The organism is Acinetobacter sp. CAU_H_S139_7 (assembly GCF_058599305.1).
The window spans coordinates 3266781-3287114 of sequence record NZ_CM178651.1; the positions used below are offsets into that span (position 1 = coordinate 3266781).

At 43.5% G+C, this 20334-nt stretch carries 19 protein-coding genes and 1 riboswitch; of the genes, 4 read left to right on the plus strand and 15 right to left on the minus strand.

Annotated elements, in window-relative coordinates; all coding sequences use genetic code 11:
- Window positions 1-18: 18 nt before the first annotated feature.
- The 13 genes from AC4MC0_RS15875 to AC4MC0_RS15935 form a co-directional block, all read right to left on the minus strand.
- Window positions 19-687, minus strand: coding sequence for an HAD-IA family hydrolase (locus tag AC4MC0_RS15875; RefSeq protein WP_336000122.1), 669 nt, complete (start codon window positions 685-687; stop codon window positions 19-21).
- Window positions 688-772: 85 nt separating this feature from the next.
- Window positions 773-1516: an FHA domain-containing protein gene (locus AC4MC0_RS15880; RefSeq protein WP_114837594.1), complete on the minus strand. Its 744-nt coding sequence runs from the start codon at window positions 1514-1516 to the stop codon at window positions 773-775.
- A gap of 87 nt (window positions 1517-1603) precedes the next feature.
- Window positions 1604-3961, minus strand: coding sequence for a type II secretion system secretin GspD (gspD, locus tag AC4MC0_RS15885; RefSeq protein ID WP_336000118.1), 2358 nt, complete (start codon window positions 3959-3961; stop codon window positions 1604-1606).
- A 39-nt stretch (window positions 3962-4000) separates the two neighbouring features.
- On the minus strand, window positions 4001-4825 hold the full coding sequence (locus tag AC4MC0_RS15890) for a type II secretion system protein N (RefSeq protein ID WP_336000116.1): 825 nt from the start codon (window positions 4823-4825) through the stop codon (window positions 4001-4003).
- A complete protein-coding gene (gene gspN, locus AC4MC0_RS15895; protein WP_336000126.1) occupies window positions 4825-5535 on the minus strand; it encodes a type II secretion system protein N in 711 nt (236 codons plus the stop codon). The genes AC4MC0_RS15890 and gspN overlap by 1 nt, the downstream gene beginning before the upstream one ends.
- Window positions 5536-5732: 197 nt before the next feature.
- The gene (locus AC4MC0_RS15900; RefSeq protein ID WP_004692786.1) at window positions 5733-6056 is read right to left on the minus strand and encodes an H-NS histone family protein; all 324 of its coding nucleotides are present in this window, start codon (window positions 6054-6056) and stop codon (window positions 5733-5735) included.
- A 151-nt stretch (window positions 6057-6207) separates the two neighbouring features.
- Window positions 6208-6636, minus strand: coding sequence for an acyl-CoA thioesterase (locus tag AC4MC0_RS15905; RefSeq protein ID WP_159153593.1), 429 nt, complete (start codon window positions 6634-6636; stop codon window positions 6208-6210).
- Window positions 6637-6643: 7 nt separating this feature from the next.
- Window positions 6644-7837, minus strand: coding sequence for a heme biosynthesis protein HemY (locus AC4MC0_RS15910; RefSeq protein ID WP_336000111.1), 1194 nt, complete (start codon window positions 7835-7837; stop codon window positions 6644-6646).
- A 4-nt stretch (window positions 7838-7841) separates the two neighbouring features.
- Complete coding sequence (locus tag AC4MC0_RS15915) at window positions 7842-8684, minus strand: hypothetical protein (protein WP_336000109.1); 843 nt, start codon at window positions 8682-8684, stop codon at window positions 7842-7844.
- Window positions 8681-9460, minus strand: a complete 780-nt coding sequence (locus tag AC4MC0_RS15920) for a uroporphyrinogen-III synthase (protein WP_336000107.1) — start codon at window positions 9458-9460, stop codon at window positions 8681-8683. Before AC4MC0_RS15920 ends, AC4MC0_RS15915 begins: the two co-directional genes overlap by 4 nt.
- 12 nt (window positions 9461-9472) lie before the next feature.
- Window positions 9473-10393, minus strand: coding sequence for a hydroxymethylbilane synthase (hemC, locus tag AC4MC0_RS15925; RefSeq protein ID WP_336000104.1), 921 nt, complete (start codon window positions 10391-10393; stop codon window positions 9473-9475).
- Between the two features lie 120 nt (window positions 10394-10513).
- A complete protein-coding gene (locus tag AC4MC0_RS15930) occupies window positions 10514-11254 on the minus strand; it encodes a LytR/AlgR family response regulator transcription factor (RefSeq protein ID WP_010325718.1) in 741 nt (246 codons plus the stop codon).
- 51 nt (window positions 11255-11305) lie between these two features.
- Window positions 11306-12460 (minus strand): sensor histidine kinase, encoded by a 1155-nt coding sequence (locus AC4MC0_RS15935; RefSeq protein ID WP_336000101.1) that lies wholly within the window; start codon window positions 12458-12460, stop codon window positions 11306-11308.
- On the opposite strand from AC4MC0_RS15935, the gene argH reads away from it, so the two are divergent.
- Together argH and AC4MC0_RS15945 are read left to right on the plus strand one after the other, a co-directional pair.
- The gene (argH, locus tag AC4MC0_RS15940) at window positions 12451-13884 is read left to right on the plus strand and encodes an argininosuccinate lyase (RefSeq protein ID WP_058868743.1); all 1434 of its coding nucleotides are present in this window, start codon (window positions 12451-12453) and stop codon (window positions 13882-13884) included. The two genes, AC4MC0_RS15935 and argH, sit on opposite strands and share 10 nt — an antisense overlap.
- A gap of 12 nt (window positions 13885-13896) precedes the next feature.
- Complete coding sequence (locus tag AC4MC0_RS15945) at window positions 13897-14169, plus strand: oxidative damage protection protein (protein WP_004692798.1); 273 nt, start codon at window positions 13897-13899, stop codon at window positions 14167-14169.
- 402 nt (window positions 14170-14571) lie between these two features.
- On the opposite strand, the gene phoU is transcribed toward AC4MC0_RS15945, so the two are convergent.
- Together phoU and abuO are read right to left on the minus strand one after the other, a co-directional pair.
- The gene (gene phoU / locus AC4MC0_RS15950) at window positions 14572-15288 is read right to left on the minus strand and encodes a phosphate signaling complex protein PhoU (protein WP_004692799.1); all 717 of its coding nucleotides are present in this window, start codon (window positions 15286-15288) and stop codon (window positions 14572-14574) included.
- A gap of 90 nt (window positions 15289-15378) precedes the next feature.
- Entirely contained in the window at window positions 15379-16707 is a 1329-nt protein-coding gene (abuO, locus tag AC4MC0_RS15955; protein ID WP_336000097.1) for a multidrug efflux outer membrane protein AbuO, read from the minus strand.
- A 280-nt stretch (window positions 16708-16987) separates the two neighbouring features.
- Here abuO and AC4MC0_RS15960 point away from each other — a divergent pair, with 280 nt between their 5' ends.
- Entirely contained in the window at window positions 16988-18040 is a 1053-nt protein-coding gene (locus AC4MC0_RS15960; RefSeq protein ID WP_279677175.1) for a hypothetical protein, read from the plus strand.
- Between the two features lie 69 nt (window positions 18041-18109).
- Window positions 18110-18237, plus strand: a riboswitch (TPP riboswitch).
- A 144-nt stretch (window positions 18238-18381) separates the two neighbouring features.
- Complete coding sequence (gene thiC, locus AC4MC0_RS15965; RefSeq protein ID WP_183174223.1) at window positions 18382-20274, plus strand: phosphomethylpyrimidine synthase ThiC; 1893 nt, start codon at window positions 18382-18384, stop codon at window positions 20272-20274.
- Window positions 20275-20334: the final 60 nt, after the last annotated feature.

The following is a 20334-nucleotide window of genomic DNA, read 5'->3' on the forward strand; positions in this document are numbered from 1 at the left end:
ATTCCTTCGTTTGCAAAGTTACCCGATCAGATCACACAGATTATCCACCACTTGCTGTGGCTGACAGTCTAAAATATTTTCACCATGATTATAGCCATAGCTGACCACAACACAATCAATACCCGCACGACGTGCAGCCTCAACATCATTAGATGAATCCCCAATCATTAAGACCTGATCTTTGCTTTGTGCATATTGTTCAACACAATGTAACAATTGGCGCGGATGCGGTTTGCGCTCTTCGAAACGATCGCCGCCGATGACATCAGCAAAATAATGATTCATGCCTAACTGATCGACAATAGCGCGCGCAGGTGCTTCAGGTTTATTGGTCACGCAAATCATGGTTTTCTTTTGTGCCAAGCCCCATTCTAAAAACTCAAGAATGCCATCAAAAGGCTGAGTTTCCACACATGGGTCGGCATTATAAATTTTTAAAAACGTATCCAATAATAGTTGTTGCTGAGCAGGATCAACATTACCTGTTAAATGTTGCAAGGTACTTTGACAAAACAGCGCTGTTCCCTTCCCAACCCAGACCCGCACCTGCGCTTCAGTAACTGTAGGCAGCTGCAACGCATTCAGGCTCATATTCATGGCACGATGCAAATCTGTTGCTGAATCCACCAAAGTTCCATCTAGATCGAAAAGTAAAACCTCTCGCTGTGCCACATTTGCAATATTCATTCACCCTCACCCATTTTTATCATGTACTGCCCAAAAACAATCAAGGCATGCTTGTGCATGCCTTGATTGTAGTGTGATCTGCGTTTTATTTGAACATCAGCCAAGCAATAATCGCTAAAATAATCAAGACAATAATCGAGATTAGCCCTAGCGAGGCATTTTTCTGAGTTTCAGCCTCTTGTTCAACCTGTACTTTTGGAGCCTCGTTGTTCTCAACCTGAGGCACGTTAGGCGCAGTCAAATCCACCCCTGCTGGAATAGGAGCAGGTTTCGGAATACCGACATTTTGCGGCATCCCGTCACGCGTTAAACTCACATTACCATCGCGTTCTTTTAACTCAGGCATGCCCTGATCGCTCATATGCTGTGCTGCCGTTTTCGGCTGTTCTGGCTCAACAACAGGTGCATCAGCACTCACTTCCGCTTGGGCCGTTTCTGAAGCAGCTACTGCTTCAGATGGCTGGCTAATCGGTGCTTCAACCACAGCTGCGCCCAAAGTTGCCGCCTCTACCGATTCCACCACATCCTCTAACGCTTTAGCAGGCTCAAAGACCGAAAACTTTAAGCTTGCAAACTGGACGATATCACCCTGCGTCAACAACGTTTCTGCCGCAATTTGCACATCATTCACATACGTGCCATTTGAAGAACCCAAGTCTTGTAGCCACAAAGCCTGTTCTTTCAGTAAAAAGGCCGCATGTTTACGCGAAATTTCAGATTGTTGTAATAAAATATCCGCTGCTTGATGACGACCGACCAACATATCACGGTCAATGCTAATTTCCTGACCCGTTAATTCGCCAGTAATTGCTTGTATTTTCCAAGTCATGACTTATCTCTCTATGTGCTGATTTATGATAACACAGAGAATATTCTTTACCATTTCACCTTCCCTCACAGATGAATGGCTGGACAGCTAGGCTGAACCTATCGAGACATTCTCAGTGTATCGCTCAGGGATGGAATAGCTTGTCGATACCGCCTGTGCCATGTGTGCCATTCGACCACCTTGAACATTTTCCATTAGGTTCAAGCCAATATAAGGATGACCCGTTGGGTATAACTGACGCGAGGTGGTATTTTTAGGAACATTAGCAATCGACTGTTTACGAATCGCAGGTTCAATAGCCACAGGCGTTGTTTCAACCATCGGTTGCGTTGTGGTTGGACTGCTTGGCACCTGTTGATACGATTGTGGCAAGGTCGGCTTGGTTGGTGTCACAGGCAAACGCTGTTGGAAGACATCATCGACATTTTCAGGCAACTTAGCAAAGCTACCATCTTTATCCATGGCCAACTGCAAACTATAAAGCTGACTGTAGCGCTGCTGAGAAAGGCGACGTGCGGACTCCCCATCCCCCACAATCGTCGGATGAATGAAAACCAGCAAATTGCGTTTCTGATCCGACTTACCATCTGAGCGGAACAAACGCCCCAATCCCGGTATTGCACCAAGGCCTGGAATCGATTGGCGTGAATAAGCCGTGTTATCCGAAATCAAGCCACCTAAAACGATGGTATTGCCATGTTCCGCCAAGACTGAAGTTTTAATCGCACGCTTACTGGTGACCAAATCCTGCGCTTGACCTTTATTGGCTTTGACATCCGAGACTTCTTGTTCAATCTCTAAGCGGATGGTTCCACCTTCACCAATATGTGGCACCACCTTCAGCGTTACACCTACATCTTTACGCTCAATGGTGGTGTAAGGGTTGGCTGTACCTGAAGAGGTGGTAGAAACTGAGCCTGTTACAAAGGGCACATTTTCACCCACGACGATATAAGCCTCTTCATTGTCCATGGTGACAATCGATGGGGTAGACAGCAGATTCGACTTGGTATTACTTTTTAATGCTTGGATCATCGCGCCATATAACTGACGCGAGCCATCACTGCCTTCTTTATAATCCCCAAGGATTAACGAACCACCCGCGCCAATTGCACTTGCCGCCCCCGCACCGCCACCCGTTAAATAATTTGCAGCAATACTTTTGAGACTCGAACCAATATTGTCAAAATTGATAATCCCAACACCACTACTTAAATCCCCCATCGCCCATTGCACGCCCAACTGGTCGGCATCATTGCCTTCCACCTCGAGAATAGTCGCCTCAATCAGGACTTGCTGGCGACGCGTATCCAACTGTTGAATAGCAGACTCAATTTCACGCATCAATTGAGGGTCAGCCTTGACCACCAACGCATTTTGCGAACTATCGGCAATAATACTGACCCCATTACTGTTAAAGCTGGTGATGTTATTCTGATTGCGATTGGACTGGCTGTTTAAGTTAATACTTGGGGTGGAAATCTGTGAAGATGAACCTTCACTCGAACTATTATTTTGGTTATAGCTGGAATTGCTATTGTTATTGCTGTCGTTAGACTGGCTAGAATTAACAGCCTGCCCTGAGACCAAACCTTGTAAAATTTCGGATAAGCTTTTAGCGCTGGCATATTTTAAGCGGAACACTTTCAATCCGCCTAGACGCTCCGCAGCAGGTACATCCAGCATCTCGATCATTTGGCGAATACGTTTACGCGTCGCGGTATCCCCTTTTAGAATAATCCGATTGGTCCGGTTATCTGCAATGATTCGTATTCTGGAACCCTTTAAATCTTTGATCGAGCCTGTTCCGCTCATACTTTCTAGTAATCCAATCATTTCTTCAGCCTGACTCGATTGCAACGACACCGCTTCGATGTCATTTTGTCCCGTCCCATCCAAGTTACGAATAATCGTCTCAAGCTGATAAATGTTGCTGGCGCGATCAGATACAATCAGTGCATTGGTGCCATTCACCGCAGATAAATGCGCAAACTGCGGCATCAATGGACGTAGTGCAGGAATCAAGTCATTGGCATTGGTGTTTTCCAGCCAAATCACCCGCGTCACAACCTGATCGCCTGTGGCACGGTGACGAACATCATAGGGAATGCCTGAACTTTTGACATTACTGTCAGGCACAATTTTAATGGTCCGTCCAGAAGGAATCGCAACCACACCATTGACATTCAAGACCCCTAAGAACAAGTCGTAGACTTCCTGCTTATTCAACGCTTTGTTTGAAATCACCGTGACATTGCCGCGTACCCGTGGATCAACTGCAAAGTTTTTCCCCGTAATATCTGCAACTTCATTAATAAATGCAGTTAAGTCTGCATCGCGCAGATTAATTTTCCACGTTTGTGCATAGCTGGCTGTACTCACCATGGCAAGCAAAGGCGCTGCGATTGTCAGTGCCCAAACAGGGCGGTGATTCAATAAAGCCATAAATCCAAGTCATTCCTAACTAATATTGGTGATGTTCGATCACTGAAAATTCTGTTGTACCGTAATGATACGATCACCACGTTTCACTTCTATTTTTACTTGTCCTTCACGGCGCGCACGTTCTAACAACTGCGCGTCGTTTTGCCCCTGTCCGATCGTTTGACCATTTAAAGACATAATTTGATCCCCAGCCTGCAAGCCTAAACGGCTTCGCAGTGCAGCTGGTGTTTGCTCAGTGACTTGATAACCCTGCCCTGTGTTATTGGTATTTACACCCAAATCTTTTAAATATTGCTCACGATCTTGTTGTAAGTTCTGTACTGCCTGGCCTAATGCTTGCTGCTCTTGACTCACAGCAGGCGCTGCAACGGGTGCTGTTGCTGGGGGCACAATTTGCTGATCTAAATTATCAATCCCTTGAAAAAACAATTCACGGGTTTGCCCACTGTTATTTTTGAGAATCGCGCGATCCCAATACACCTCTGACAAATAATAAGCGCTGCCTTCGATGTTTTCCCCCACCCGATAGCGCTCTGCTACATTATTTACCTTAATCACGGCAGATGAGAACTGACTGGGTTGCCCAACCACCACACCTTGTAGCTGTAAATTGAGCTGATCATCTGCGGGATTCTTACTTTGCTCTGCAAATAACGCAAAATTGGTAATATTCGGAACTTGGGGTTGCTGTGAACCCAATTCAACGCGTGGCATTTGCATGACTTGTGGTGGCGCCACCCAAAGCCAAAATAAGCCAGCCAACTTCCAGCATAGTGCCAAGATCAAAAGCATTAAGCACAATGGTGCTATACGTTCAAACTGTTTGAGATTCAGCTCTGGTAATTTTTGCAGATCAAAACCCATTAAAAGCCCCCACTAAGTAAAGGCTGACGTGAACTCACCACATAACTATCTAGACCTGCTTTGCCTTGATATGACGGGACATTCAACATGAGACGCTGGGTTAATTGCACATCTAACATCAGACTTGGGTCGATGGTCAGGTTCATCAGTTTTTGTTGTCGTTGATCGCGTAAATCGACCATCAGCTTATTTTGCTCCTGCGACAAACGACCCGCCAACGATGGAATCTGCATTTGTTGTGGGCGCTGCGCAAAGATATACATGAGTTCGCCGCCTGCCCATTGTATCCCCCCATCCACTTGATCAAATCCTTGCTCTTTTTTATAGTTAAAATCAATTTCTTGTAACTGAATCGCATTACTCGGCCATTGCCAATTGGCCAACGACTTTAACGTTTCGGGTGCAATTTGTCCGTTTAAATCACGCACCATTATTTTTTTTCCAAACCCATAGGCCAAAACGCCTTCAAGCTTGGTATTGGCACTATAAATTTCGAGATTGACCCCTGCACGAAGGAGCAGTAAATCTAAAGGTCGGGTGGTCCAAAGCACAGTTCCACGCAATTTTCCAGTTTGCCAATCGGCCTGTCCATGCCAAATATTACCGCTGACGTTATGTAAAACTTGGTTGTTTTTATAAAATTTTGCAATGAGCCATGCCGCAGGAATTTGCAGCAAAACAAAAATTAAAAAGGCAACGACTGCAAACATCCACCACGTGATGTATTTAGGTTTTGTGATTCTCCCACCACGAACTTTCAATTATTCTTCCTTGCTTCATTTCTTGTCTTTCTTTGATAGACATTATGCATAATTTTACAACAACACCAAACTTTAACTATAAAAAAAACCAAGCAGATGATGCTTGGTTTTTTGAGCTTATGTCACATCTGTGACAAGGTGATGACTTAGATTAGAAAATCTTCAAGCTTCGCACCTTTTTCTAATTGAGCCACTAACCAACGTGGTTGCTTACCACGGCCAGTCCATGTCTCAGCAGCATTGCCTTTGTTACGGTAACGCGGTTCAACCGACTTACGTGTGCCTTTTTTACGCTTGGTCGCGCCAAACTCTAAAATTTGTTCAATGCTTAAGCCTACATTTTCCGCAATCGCATTAATTTGAGTATAAGCATCTTCAATTGCTTGATCTTTTTTAGATGCAATTAAAGCTTCCGCTTCGATTTGTAGACGCTTTAACTCTTCTACGGATAAATTACTAATATCTGGCATTACATTAACTCCATTAACCAACATTTTATTTACTGAGTCTATTTAATAATATTTTGATTAGACCAAAGACTCAACTCATCCATGACTTAAACAACAATACTTAGACAATATTTATATAGTCTAACGACTTTTAAAATAAATAAAAAGAGATTTATATTTGGTGACCGACGGTTAACTCAAATTCTTTGAGTTTTTGACGCACCAGTTCAGGAATTAATGTTTTCTGCATATTGGTTTTATCGACACAAACAATGACCGCTTCTGCTTCCGCAACTAACGCTTGTTGCTGTTCACTCCATAATAAATAATGCATACGAAATGCACTATTTCTGAGTTCTTCAATACGCGCACTAATTTTTAATTGGTCTGGATAAAATACTGGTTTTAAATATTTGCACTGATTTGATGCAACAACAGTTAGTACATCCGCAGATAAAATACCCGTATGTTCAATATAAGCCAAACGCGCACTTTCAACATAACGATAATACATGACATTATTAACATGACCAAAGGCATCCATATCTCCCCAAGCCACGTGTTGAGTATAAACCAATGGGTAATCTAAGACGCTCTGCATTATGCACCTATATTTTCATTTCTACAAAATTTGCATTATTTTCAAAAATTAAATTTAACTGTTTAATTAAATCTTCATCACCATTTAAAGTCGATTTGATTCTTAAATAGTTCATTAATACATTATCGGGATATAAACTTAATAACGCATCTGCCTGCTCTTGCATGCCTAAAGCAGTATAAATATGCCACTTGGCAAAACTCAAAACCGGCACACTCGTATACTTCGCTTCCCATGCTTCAATGTGTTGCTGCAAGTCCACATAATCGGGTTGCTGTTTCAAAAGTTGCTGCTGGAACCACAAATAAAATACTTCCGAATTAAACTGCTGATTGAGTAAATAAATCGACAAGTATTCATGCTGTTCACTCATGTCTGGCATACGTGCTAATAACTTAAGCCACAACAGTTGAACATCATAACTGTGGCTGAAAATCTGATCAGACAAGTCCAAATAACGTTGTTTTAAATCCTCTAAATTTTCATAATTGGCTTGATCAAATTTTATCAACAAGCGTTTCAGCCATGCTTTTTTCACATCTTGATCTAAATGACCATATTGGGTTGAGCGTAAATAAAGCCATGGAAACTGAATCGCAAAACGCCCCCATAGCTCTTTTAAGCATGCTTCATAAGCGCTTTGCACGTCTTTAAGCCAAGGTGACAGTTCATGTTGATTGAGAAACTCTAGATGAGTTAAGGCTTGTTCTGCTTCTTCTTGTGCTAAAAACAGTTCAATACGTTGTAGTTCAGCCAACTCAAAGGCCATGGCATTGCTTTGGCTCAAGGCGCTTAAAGCTTCAGGGAATTGCTCCTGCATCAAATATAAACGTGCATCAATAATACTTTTGAGCAAGCCCGACTGCGCGAAAGCATTTTGAATAAAGGCTTGTTGATCTCGACCTGCATCCAACAGCCAAATCACAGCCAGTTGTTCATAAGGATGCAAATTTTTAAAATCAAAAACGGTTTCCGCTTTACGTTTTTCTCGACTGAGATAGCGTTTTAGCCCCAACCAAACCAAATGCAAGCTAAAACTGAGCAACGCTAGCGCAATAAATACGATCCAGAGATTGGTTTGTAACTGCCAGTCATGCCAAAACACGTAGACATAACCCGCACCATGCCCATAACTCAAGACACTCAACGCAGCAATTGCAATTAAACTCACCAAACCATAAGCAATCAGTATTTGTTTCATTCCATTACCCCAACAACGCACGCGTAGTTAAAATAGGCGTTGGGACAACCACCAATGTTTTCAGCTTATTCAGCTGTTTCAGCAGCTCTTTGGCTTTAGGGTCTGGAAGTTGCTGGATCAACAGCATTACTTCGGTTAAGTCTTTTTGATATTCGGTATATTGCCCTGCAGCTAAGGCTTGGCGTGCTAACAATAAGCGCAACTGTGCTTCTTTAAGCACGATTTGTCGTTGCATTAACGCTGTTGCAGGTGCTTGCACAGGTTCGAGCCTTAACCATTGCTTCCAAAAGGATTCGGACGTATCGCGCGTGGTGTTTAACTGAGGTTGTTGTATTTCCCGACTTAAAGCCTGATCAATCTGTTGCAGCTGACGGTTAATCAGCGCTTGCTGCTCATTGCGCTCAGCCACAAATTTCTGAATGGTTTGCATATCTCGCGCTATCACCTGATGCAAACTTTGCTTCAACGCCACAGCCAAGTTATATTTTTCCAGCTGCATATCTAAATAGGCCAGCTTATCGGTGGCCACCACATACTGCTGTTGCTTTAAGGCAAACTCAACCAAGTCCAGCTGTTGCTTGATAAACAAAATTGGATCAATGCCCTCAACCACCAATTCGGCGGGTTGGCTACTCGTCACCTTCGCTGCTGTTGGGTCTTGTTTCAAAGTTTCTTTTTGACGCTGCATAGCCACGACTTGATCGTTCAAGTTGGCGCTGCGCTGTTCGATTTGGTGCATTTCATTGAGCAAAGTGGCTTGCTGCGTACTCAGCCCCCACACGTCATAACTTAGCTTCGCAATCCACGCTAATGCAGCCATCAATACAATTATAAGAATCTTCTTCATGCGTTCCCTTGCTCACTTTGTAACAACTGTACAATCGTGGCTGTCTTTAAATCTTTCAGTACACTCATTTTAAATGACACATGCATTTGCTGTTGATACTGCTTCAAAATCTGCGCCAAACGCTCACCCAACACCAAAAAGTGTCCTTGTTGCAGGAGCTGAATATTTGAGTCCAGCAGAGCTAACCAATTCAGCCAACTGGCCTCACTGCTGATCAGTGCGACGTAGTGATTATGTTCTGATAAACATTGAACCAATTCAGCCTGTTGCTGCATCGTTTCATTTGGACAATGACGCTCATACAAAACAAAGTTCAGTATAAGACGCCCATGTTGCATTAGGGTGTCCATCATAAACTGACGCCCACCTTCTCCTCGCCAAAATGCAATGCTCGCATCACTGACCATGTTCTGCAAAACAGGCAGTTGTAACATCCCTTCAGAGGTTTCCACCTCAGGCACCACACTGTCCAAACCATATTCAGCCAAAGCCTGTGCTGTTTTCTGTCCGACTGCAATCCATTGAATATGCTGTAAATCGGACACCGTTAAACCGCTTTGCAGCAAATGTGCCATACCAAACTGCACAGCACTGGGGCTAACCACCACAATCACTTGGGTGTGCGCTAACTGCTGATACAAGCGTGCTAGATCATGATCCCATGCTCTAGGCAACAACTCCAGTAACGGCAATGCATAGACCTCAACGGCCCGTTGCTCTAGTGCCATCGTGAGGCTTGCCGCGCGATCAACAGGGCGCGTATTAATAAACAGCATCGTTAAGACATATTAGTGATAAAAGGCTTTGAGTAAATCACCTGCACCTTGAGCCAATAGCTCTTGTGCAAGGACAACGCCCAAATGCTCGGCTTCAGCTGCATTGCCCGCCACTTGTGCTTTGAGGAGCGTTTGCCCATCGACACTCCCCACACGCCCTTCGATATGGATGCGGTTGTCTGCTAAAGTGGCATAGCCTGCAATAGGTACCTGACATCCACCTTCAAGATAAGCATTGAAAGCACGTTCAGCCCGTACACAGGTATCAGTTTCTACATGCAATAAAGGATGGATTAAATCCAATACCGTTTGATCATTTGCACGGCACTCTAGCCCTAAAGCGCCCTGCCCCACGGCAGGTAAACTCAACTCTGGGCGAATGGTATGACGGATACGTTCTGCCAAACCCAAACGTTTTAATCCCGCACTGGCCAAAATAATGGCATCGTACTGATCTGCATCCAATTTAGATAAACGTGTTCCCACGTTGCCACGTAAATCGATAATCTCTAGGTCAGGTCGTTGTTTTAAGATTTGGCATTTACGGCGTAAACTCGAAGTGCCGACCTTTGCTCCTTGTGGCAAGGCATCAAAACTTGCATAACTATTCGACACAAAAGCATCTAAAGGATCTTCACGCTCACAAATGACGGCTAGTGATAACCCCTCTGGCAGAGCCATCGGAACATCTTTCATCGAATGCACCGCTAAATCAGCACGACCATCCAATAACGCTGCTTCAAGCTCTTTGACAAATAAACCTTTGCCACCAATTTTTGCCAATGGGGTATCTAAAATTTTGTCCCCTTGGGTAACAAAAGTCACCAACTCTACTGTGAGCCCCGCATGCAGTGCTTCTAAACGAGCACGGATATGTTCAGCTTGCCAAAGAGCAAGCGGGCTTTGTCGAGTAGCGATCTTTAGGGTTTTCATAAATTTTAGTATGTGCCAATAAGAATGAAACTATCTTAAACTGAATTTCCCCCATTGGAAATGTATTCAGCCCAAAGCGTCCCATCTCATCATCAGCAGTAGAATAATTACATTAGCCTGCTAAAGCCTATGTAAGCGCTCGCGCAAGCCCGGCAAATGCCGTCGACTCACCGCCAAGCGCTCGTCTAACTCACGGCAACGCACTTGATACTGCCCAGAGTTGACCACTTCAAGCCCTTCTAAAAAGTGAACAGAAACCAAGGCATTACGGTGGATACGAATAAAGGCATCCCCAAACTCATGTTCTAAGTCTTTTAAGGTTTCATCAATTAATACACTGCCATTTTTATGGCGTACCGTGACATATTTTTGATCCGCCAAAAAATAGTAAATATTTTCAATGGGCACCAATTCCACACCACGATAGGTTTTCGCTGCGATTTGATGTCGCTTTACGTTAAATTCGTCCATATTTTCTTTTTGTTTTATCTCGCTCATTTGAGCTTGGGTTAATTTAGTGAGGTGACCAAGCACCTGTTGCAATTCCTGTTGCATCACTGGTTTTAATAAATAACCTTCAGCATGTGACTTAAATGCATCGAGCGCATGTTCATCATAAGCCGTACAAAACACCAAAGCAGGCATCGGCTCAAGCTGACGCAAATAATGCGCACAGGTCAACCCATCCATTTCTGGCATTTGAATATCTAAAAGTACCACATCTGGTTCATATTGTTGAGTTAATTCAATTGCTTGTTGACCATGTGAGGCTATTGCCACCACTTGATGTCCGAGCTGACTCACCAATCTAGACAAACGTTCGATTGCTAAAGGCTCATCATCACAAATTAGGATGTCCATTTATCTCCTCCCCAACAGTCACCTTGTTTATTTTTATAGGTTCACTGCGGCTTATTTATATTGATACTGCACAACAGTGGTATACATTCCCTCCCCTGCATAGGTTTGAAAGCTCACAGTTCGCCCAAAATATGCCTCTAGACGCTGCTTCACATTTTCAATAGCAATACCATGTCCTTGTCGTTTATGAATTGTTTCCTTTGTAAATGGGTTAGTTATGACGATATTAACTTGATTTTGCAATATTTCAATCAGTACACTTATCGTACTCTTAGTTAAAAATTTTTCAACACCATGAAAAATACTATTTTCAAGTAAAGGTTGTAAAGTTAAGAGCGGAATTTGTACCTGCTGACACAATTCGGCATGCTCGATTTTCCATTCAACCTGTAAACGATCCCCCAAACGAATTTGCTCAATCGCCAAATAACGCTGACACAACTCAATTTCATCACTGAGCTTGACCAGTTTTAACTCTTGGAAACTGGCTCTAAACAGACGCGATAGATTGAGCAACATCTGTTCGGCTTTATCTGGGTCAATCGCGATCAAGCTAATCACATTGTTTAAACTATTAAACAAAAAATGCGGGTGGATACGGGCTTGCATGGCCTGCACCCGCGCATTAAGCTCACTATGCTGCTGTCTAAACCACTGCTCTCTTAAATATAAATAACGAAAGCAAAAACTTCCCAACAGCAAGCCATAACCCAAATGTAGCATTACATCTTCGAATAAAGTCGGTGCAGTCAAACCTTTGAAACTAAAATTAGCTCCAAAGAAGATCAGTATATTAAGGCTGAGCGTGGTCACCAACACAATGATCTGCAATAGAAAAAAGCCTGACAATAAAGTCATACCCAGACCCAAATTCTGCAACTTTTTTTGCCCATATTGCATTAGCGCAGCAAAAGACAGTAAAACCCAATTGATGTAAAGCATATAACCGAGTACATGCTCAAACACCAAGTTTGACCAAGACTGCGCCTCGGCCAAAGCCAACAGCATGGCCAACAAATTTCCACCAACAAATAATTCCAACAAATGCGGCCATTGCACGATTTTACTAAATAAATAAGAGATATTTGGCTTAGCCATGCTGGAAGTTAAACTTTGCGCATCTTGAACTTCGGCAAGTTGTCTTGAATTTGTTATACTCATGCGAGTTCTACCGCTTTTTATCTTATTGAGCCGACATGACCACATCTTCTAATTCCTCAAATCCGTCACAAGCCCAAACTTCGGGTATGTGGGGCGGTCGTTTCTCTGAAGCTACTGATGCCTTTGTTGCTGAATTTACAGCATCTGTACAATTTGACCAACGCTTTTATAAACAAGATATTGCAGGTTCTATTGCTCATGCGACCATGCTTGCAAAAGTTGGCGTTCTGACTGAACAAGAACGCGATGACATCATCAATGGCTTAAACACCATTCAAGCTGAAATCGAAGCGGGTCAGTTCGAATGGCGTATTGACCTAGAAGATGTGCACATGAACATTGAGTCGCGTTTAACTCAACGTATTGGCATCACAGGTAAAAAGCTCCATACCGGTCGTAGCCGTAATGACCAAGTGGCAACCGATATTCGCCTCTATGTCCGCGATGAGATCGATGCCATTTTAGAATTACTAAAAAAATTACAAAAAGGTATTTTGAGTATTGCTGCGCAAAACACACATACCATTATGCCGGGCTTCACCCACTTACAAACGGCACAGCCCGTGACTTTTGGTCACCATCTGTTGGCATGGTTTGAAATGTTAGTACGTGACTCTGAGCGTCTCATTGACTGTCGTAAACGTACTAACCGTATGCCTTTAGGTTCAGCAGCACTTGCGGGTACCACTTACCCAATCGACCGCGCATTTACAGCAGAGTTACTGGGTTTTGAAGCTGTTTCTGAAAACTCACTCGATGCAGTATCTGATCGCGACTTCGGTATTGAATTCAATGCTGCGGCTTCTCTGATCATGATGCACTTATCACGCATGTCAGAAGAACTGATTCTGTGGACGTCTGCACAGTTTAAGTTCGTAAACATTCCGGACCGTTTCTGTACTGGCTCTTCAATCATGCCACAAAAGAAAAATCCAGATGTTCCAGAGTTAGTGCGCGGTAAAACAGGTCGTGTCTATGGCGACCTGATGAGCTTATTAACACTGATGAAAGGTCAACCGTTGGCGTATAACAAAGACAACCAAGAAGACAAAGAACCTTTGTTTGATGCGATTGATACCGTGCGTGGCTCGCTCATGGCTTTTGCAGACATGATTCCTGCTTTGGTTCCAAACATTGAAATCATGCGTGAAGCAGCGCTGCGTGGTTTCTCAACCGCAACGGACTTGGCTGATTATCTTGTAAAAAATGGCGTAGCTTTCCGTGATGCACATGAAATTGTGGGTAAAGCCGTTGCTTTAGGTGTACAAGAATCAAAAGATCTTTCTGAATTAACTTTAGAACAACTTCAACAGTTCTCTGACTTAATTCAAGCGGATGTATTTGAAAAAGCACTAACCCTTGAAGCGTCAGTCAATGCACGTAACCACATTGGTGGAACTGCACCTGCGCAAGTCGAAGCTGCCATTGAACGTGCCCATGCGCGTTTAGAAAAACTTTATGCTCAATAAGGACGTCTAGATATGACTCGACAAGTTTTTTGCCGTAAATATCAAACAGAAATGGAAGGTTTAGACTTTGCACCGTTTCCTGGTGCAAAAGGCCAAGAACTTTTTGAAAACATCTCCAAGCAAGCTTGGGGAGAATGGTTAAAGCACCAAACCACTTTAATCAATGAAAAACGCTTAAATGTGTTTGAACCTGATGCGAAAAAGTTTCTTGAAGAACAACGTGAGAAGTTCTTTAACAATGATGAAAGCTTAGAAAAAGCAGAAGGCTTAAAGCCTGAGGCGTGATAAAGCGTTGCACATTTGAAAAGCTCCGACATCGGGGCTTTTCTTTTTATTCATACAATGTTCTATCCAAGCACAGGGATGACCAAACCCCAAATAGATGACATATTAATGACTCAATCAGACTATAGAACAGCTATTTGTATCTAAATAATTAAGTGTAAACATAGCGCTACACAACCATTGCAAAACTCAACATTACACTACAAGAACCTACATGACGCAGAAAAACATCTTTCCTATAATGGCATTCAAGGATAGAGGGAAACCTCTTATCGATAACGATAAATATCCCCGATTTTAGTCTCAGATTTCCCCCAAAGTCTGAGATTTTTTTTATCTAAAAATTAAGCAACCATTAAAAAGCACAACCGAAGTTGTGCTTGAAAAATAAGATACGCTTTTTTATTTTTGGATATGTTTTTCAACTTCTTCAAAACTGGTATGACGCACATCCAAACCTTTCACCATGTAAATCACTTGCTCAGAAATGTTACGCGCATGATCGCCAATACGCTCTAATGAACGTAATACCCACATCACATTAATCACACGCGCAATATGACGCGGGTCTTCAATCATATAAGTCATCAAAGTACGCGTTGCAGATTGATATTCACGATCAATATCAGCATCGGCCATCATCACACGTAGCGCTTGTTCTGCATCTAAACGTGCAAAAGCGTCTAGGGCATCATGAATCATGACACGGACTTGGTTACCAATATGACGCGTTTCCATATAACCGCGCGGGGATTCGCCATCTTCACATAAGCTTTGCGCAATACGAGCAATTTTCGCCGCTTCATCACCAATACGCTCTAGGTCGGTATTGGCTTTCGACATCGCAATCACCATACGCAAATCAATCGCAGCAGGATGACGACGCGCCAAAATCAAGGTCAAGGCTTCATCAATTTCACGTTCGAGCTGATTCACCGCATTGTCTTTAAACTGGACATCGACCGCTAAGTTGGCATCAGTGTCGAGTAGCGCATGAATTGCATTTGCCACTTGTTGCTCTACCAAACCACCCATGGTCATAAATTTGGTGTTCACATCCTGCAAATCTTCGTTGAATTGCGAAGAAATGTGATGGTTTAAAACAGGACTATTTGGCAAAGGACGTACTCCACAGCAACATCATGAGGGACTAAAGATTGAGCGATATTAAAGCATATCAATTATGAAGATTTGATGACAACGCCCATTTTATAAGCGTGCTTTGTCCACCAACCATGCATTCATTTCTTGAATATCTTGTTCAGTCAACTTACCCACAGATGCCTTTAAATGCAAGACATTGATCAGATAGTCATACTTAGCATTGACATAGTCCTGCTTGGCCGAAAAGGCATTGCGCTGTGCCAATAAAACATCGACCATGGTTTTTAAGCCTTCTTGATACTGCGCTTGTGAGGCACGAGAGACGAGGCTGGATGATTCCATGGCAGCTTTACGTGCTTGCAACTTGGCTTGGTCTGTTTCCACTTGCAAATAAGACTTTTTCACCTCGGTGTTGGCTTTACGGATAGCGGCATCCAATTCGGCCTCAGATTTTTTGACGTTAACAGCGGCTTTTTGAATCGACTTCTTGGTTCGCCCCCCCGTATAGACATTCCAATTCATCTCAATACCAATCTGATCAAAGTTGCCTTTGGCCGACATAATATTCTCAGGCGTCTGCTCACTATAACCATAGCTTCCTACGGCTTCAATTTGCGGATACAACGCAGCTTGTTCAACCCGTTTTTGATCTTCAGCATAGCGCTGTTGTAAGCGTGCCTGCTGAATGCCTAGGTTCTGTGCGAGAGCTAAATTGGTCCATGCCGAAAGCTCTGCTGGATAAGGTTTTTGAAACTGAAAGTCTTCACGTAGCACTGCCAAGTTTTCTTGATAAGGCCCAATAATTTGCGCCAGTTGTTCCTGCGCCAAGACCAGTTGTACATGCGTCGCAATGCGGTTAGCCTGTGCGCTTTGGTACTGTGCATTAGCTTCACTCACATCACTTTTTGCCACCAAGCCCTCTCTAAGTTTAGCATTCATCATATTCAGTTGCTCAAGTAGAGCCTGTTCTTCTTGTAAATTGGCTGCGGTTAAACTTTGTTGGCGCAGTACATTAAAATAGGCTTCCGTCACCTCTAAAATGTGTTGCTGCCGCTGTAGCTGTAAATTGACTTCACTTAAACTGAGGGAAGTCTTGACTTGTTTCAATCCTTCCCACGCATCCCAACGAAAAAGGGGTTGGCGCGCCGTAATCGCCACTTGTTTGGTGGTGGTCGTATCGGGCATGGAAAGAACCGAACTCACCTGCCCAATGGGTTGATTTTTTCGAGTCACATTACCAGACAGACTAATGGTAGGTAGTAAGTTACCTTGAGCAATGCCTAAATTGAGTTGATCGGCTTCATATTGGAGTAAATTGGCTTGCCAGTTAGGATCATTGACTTTGGCGCGTTGTAAAGCGTCGACCAAATCCAAGGCATGACTCCACGGCGTGAAAAACAACACACAGCTGGCTAGGACACATTTAATCTTCATTGTTTTTGGTCCACCTTTCCGCCTCACTGGCCTCGTTCTGAGCAACGCTATACTAAAACGGGTTGTCATTTTTTTCGTATATTTTTTATTGCACTGGTTACAATAGCGCGCACTAATCTGTTTATTATGAAGTAAATATTGAATAGTGTCATAGCCCGTTCAACAAACTCATTCACAATACTACACATTAAAAATTCCATTCCCCCTATAAAATGAGCCATGGAGAAAAGGAGTTTCTCTACTGTGTTGTCGCTGAACTGAGTTTTTTGATCGAGTCGCTGTGAATCATTCCTCTTTATTTTCGCTTAAACCTTATGCACTGATTTTCATGTACGCGCTGTTGGCTGCCTGTCAGAAACCTGAACCTGTCAGCTTTCAAGAGCCCGCACAAATAGAAGCGTCTTCGACTCAAACCTTGGACTTAACCGACTTGTGCCAAAAAATTGACAAAAACATGTCGGAAATAGATGCACAACGTACGACTTTTGCTTTAGAGCAAATCAATCAAGATCTTAAGCTGTGTTTGCCTTTACTCGGTTTTCAACAACAAAAGCATTTATTGAGCTTATCCAATAAAATGTACCATGACTTTTTGGCGGTTGAACGTACGCCACAACAGCAGCGCGCTTTTGAAAGCTATGCCCTAGAAATGGCGCAACATCCGACCATTCAACAAAGTCTTTTTGAGCAACTCACCATTCGCGACCAATACCTCATCAAACACCAAGGGCAGTCTTATGTCGAGTTGTTTGATGCAGGCGAAGGACAAGTGCATTACCGCCGTAGCCCTGAATATTTAGCCAAAATTTTTGCGCCTTATCTACCTGTCGCAGAGCAAGCGTTTATTGAACATCTGGCAACACAAAATCAATACCCAGCCGTGATTGGGAGTCAGGTCAAAATTGACGCCAAAGAAATTGCGGATCGTGCGCTATATTGGGAAAACTATTTACAACAGTACCCGAAAAGTAGCTACCACCAAGATGCACGTCATCTGTTGAATCTATACAGCACCCTCTTGTTTATCGGACTGGATACTCAACGCGTTTACGACGGCTATACCGTGCAAAGCAACTATTTGGAAGAAATTGAGCGCCTAGCCGCTTTAAAAAATTCAATTGTGACGGATCAAGCGCACTTATTTTTAAAGTTCGTGGAGCTCAGCCCTGAACAAAGAGCGGCTCAAATCATCTTGCCTGCTTCCGCTCATGTGCAGCGCCTCGGTGCAGATCAACTCTTACAAAGACAATTGGCGCATTTTATCCAATTGCGTATGGTCCAACCCGATCAAGGCAAAGACTGCTTAAGCGATGCCATTTGCTTAGAACGTTGAACACATTTCCCTTTCACACTTTGAATAAAAAGGTCGCTGTTTTTAACAACAGTGCATGTTAAGATGATGCATCGCTTGACGGAGCGCGAGTAATTACTCGCTGAGATCAGCTAAGACTTTTCAATAAAGTTTTGAAGCTGAGTACCGTTGAACCTGATCAGGTTAAGACCTGCGTAGGAATCAAGCCATCTAAAAACTGAACGCCTTTCATTGAACTGTTTCCAGTAGAAATACATCCGTTGCATTTGTACCCGCAAATCAACAACACACAGAAATAGCTTCAATTGCCATCGTTTTTGGTCGTGCTTGATTCGTTGATGTCATTCATAAGGATCATTGCAATGAACCAGTTAACGAATCTTTCCGCTGAAATTTCAGCACAACATGAACAAGATGCCAAAGATCTGACCCGTATCTTGCCTGCTTCTAAAAAAGTTTATATCCAAGGTTCACGCCCAGACATTCAAGTCCCCATGCGTGAGATTGAACTGACCGAAACCCCAACAGGCTTAGGCGGTGAATACAATCCACCAGTGATGGTGTATGACACCTCTGGTGTGTATACCGATACCAATGTCAGTATTGATCTAAACAAAGGTCTACCGAATGTCCGCGAAAGCTGGATTGAAGAGCGCAACGATACCGAAATGTTAGACAGCCTCAGCTCAAGCTTTGGTCAAGAGCGTTTACGGGATATTCGTACCGCTGATATTCGCTTTGCGCATATTCAAAAACCACGTCGGGCCAAAGTAGGTCACAATGTCACGCAGATGCATTATGCCAAACAAGGCATCATTACTCCTGAAATGGAATACATCGCTATTCGTGAAAATCAGCGTCAACGTGAAGGAGTCGATGCACGTCAGCACGCGGGGCAAAACTTTGGTGCGCATAACCTGATGGAAATCACGCCTGAATTTGTGCGCAAAGAAGTGGCTGAAGGGCGTGCGATTATCCCTGCCAATATTAACCACCCTGAAATTGAACCCATGATCATTGGCCGAAACTTCTTGGTAAAAATCAATGCCAATATTGGTAACTCGGCTCTCGGCTCTTCAATCGATGAAGAAGTCGCAAAAATGACGTGGGCAACTCGTTGGGGTGCAGACACTATCATGGACCTCTCCACAGGGAAGAACATCCATGAAACCCGCGAATGGATTATCCGTAACTCACCTGTTCCGATTGGTACCGTACCTATCTATCAAGCTTTAGAAAAAGTAGATGGGGTGGCGGAAGACCTGACATGGGAAATCTTCAAAGACACGCTGATCGAACAAGCTGAGCAAGGCGTAGACTATTTCACCATTCATGCGGGTGTCTTATTACGTTATGTACCGATGACAGCAAATCGTCTCACTGGTATCGTCTCTCGTGGCGGCTCAATCATGGCGCAGTGGTGTTTGGCCCATCATCAAGAAAACTTCCTCTATACACATTTCGATGAAATCTGCGAAATCATGAAAGCCTATGACGTGTCATTCAGTCTCGGTGATGGTCTACGTCCAGGGTGTATCCAAGATGCCAATGACGAAGCACAGTTCTCTGAATTACGCACTTTAGGCGAGCTGACCCATCGCGCATGGAAACATGATGTGCAAGTAATGATTGAAGGTCCGGGGCATGTGCCAATGCATATGATCAAAGAAAATATGGATCTACAGCTTGAAGTCTGTCAAGAAGCACCCTTCTACACTTTAGGGCCATTGACCACCGATATTGCCCCAGGTTATGACCATATTACTTCTGCGATTGGTGCGGCGATGATTGGTTGGTATGGGACTGCCATGTTGTGCTATGTCACGCCTAAAGAACACTTGGGCTTGCCGAACAAAAAAGACGTCAAAGATGGCATCATCACCTATAAAATTGCAGCACATGCAGCAGATTTGGCCAAAGGTCATCCGGGTGCGCAAGTCCGTGACAATGCCCTGTCTAAAGCACGTTTTGAATTCCGCTGGGAAGATCAGTTTAATCTCAGCCTTGATCCAGACACGGCGCGTAGCATGCATGATGAAACCATGCCGAAGGAGGCGCACAAATCTGCGCACTTCTGTTCGATGTGCGGTCCTAAGTTTTGCTCGATGAAAATCACCCAAAACGTGCGTGATTATGCACAAAACCAGCAAAACGCTACACTGAATAAAATTCAGCAAGAAGAGGTCGAAACTGGTCTCGATAGCATGAAAAAACAATTCCATGCAAGCGGACAAAACTTGTACCAAAAAGTGTAAGTTGATAAAAAACCTTTTGTAATCATGTGATTCTCAGTTAGGATGAAATGATAAATTTCA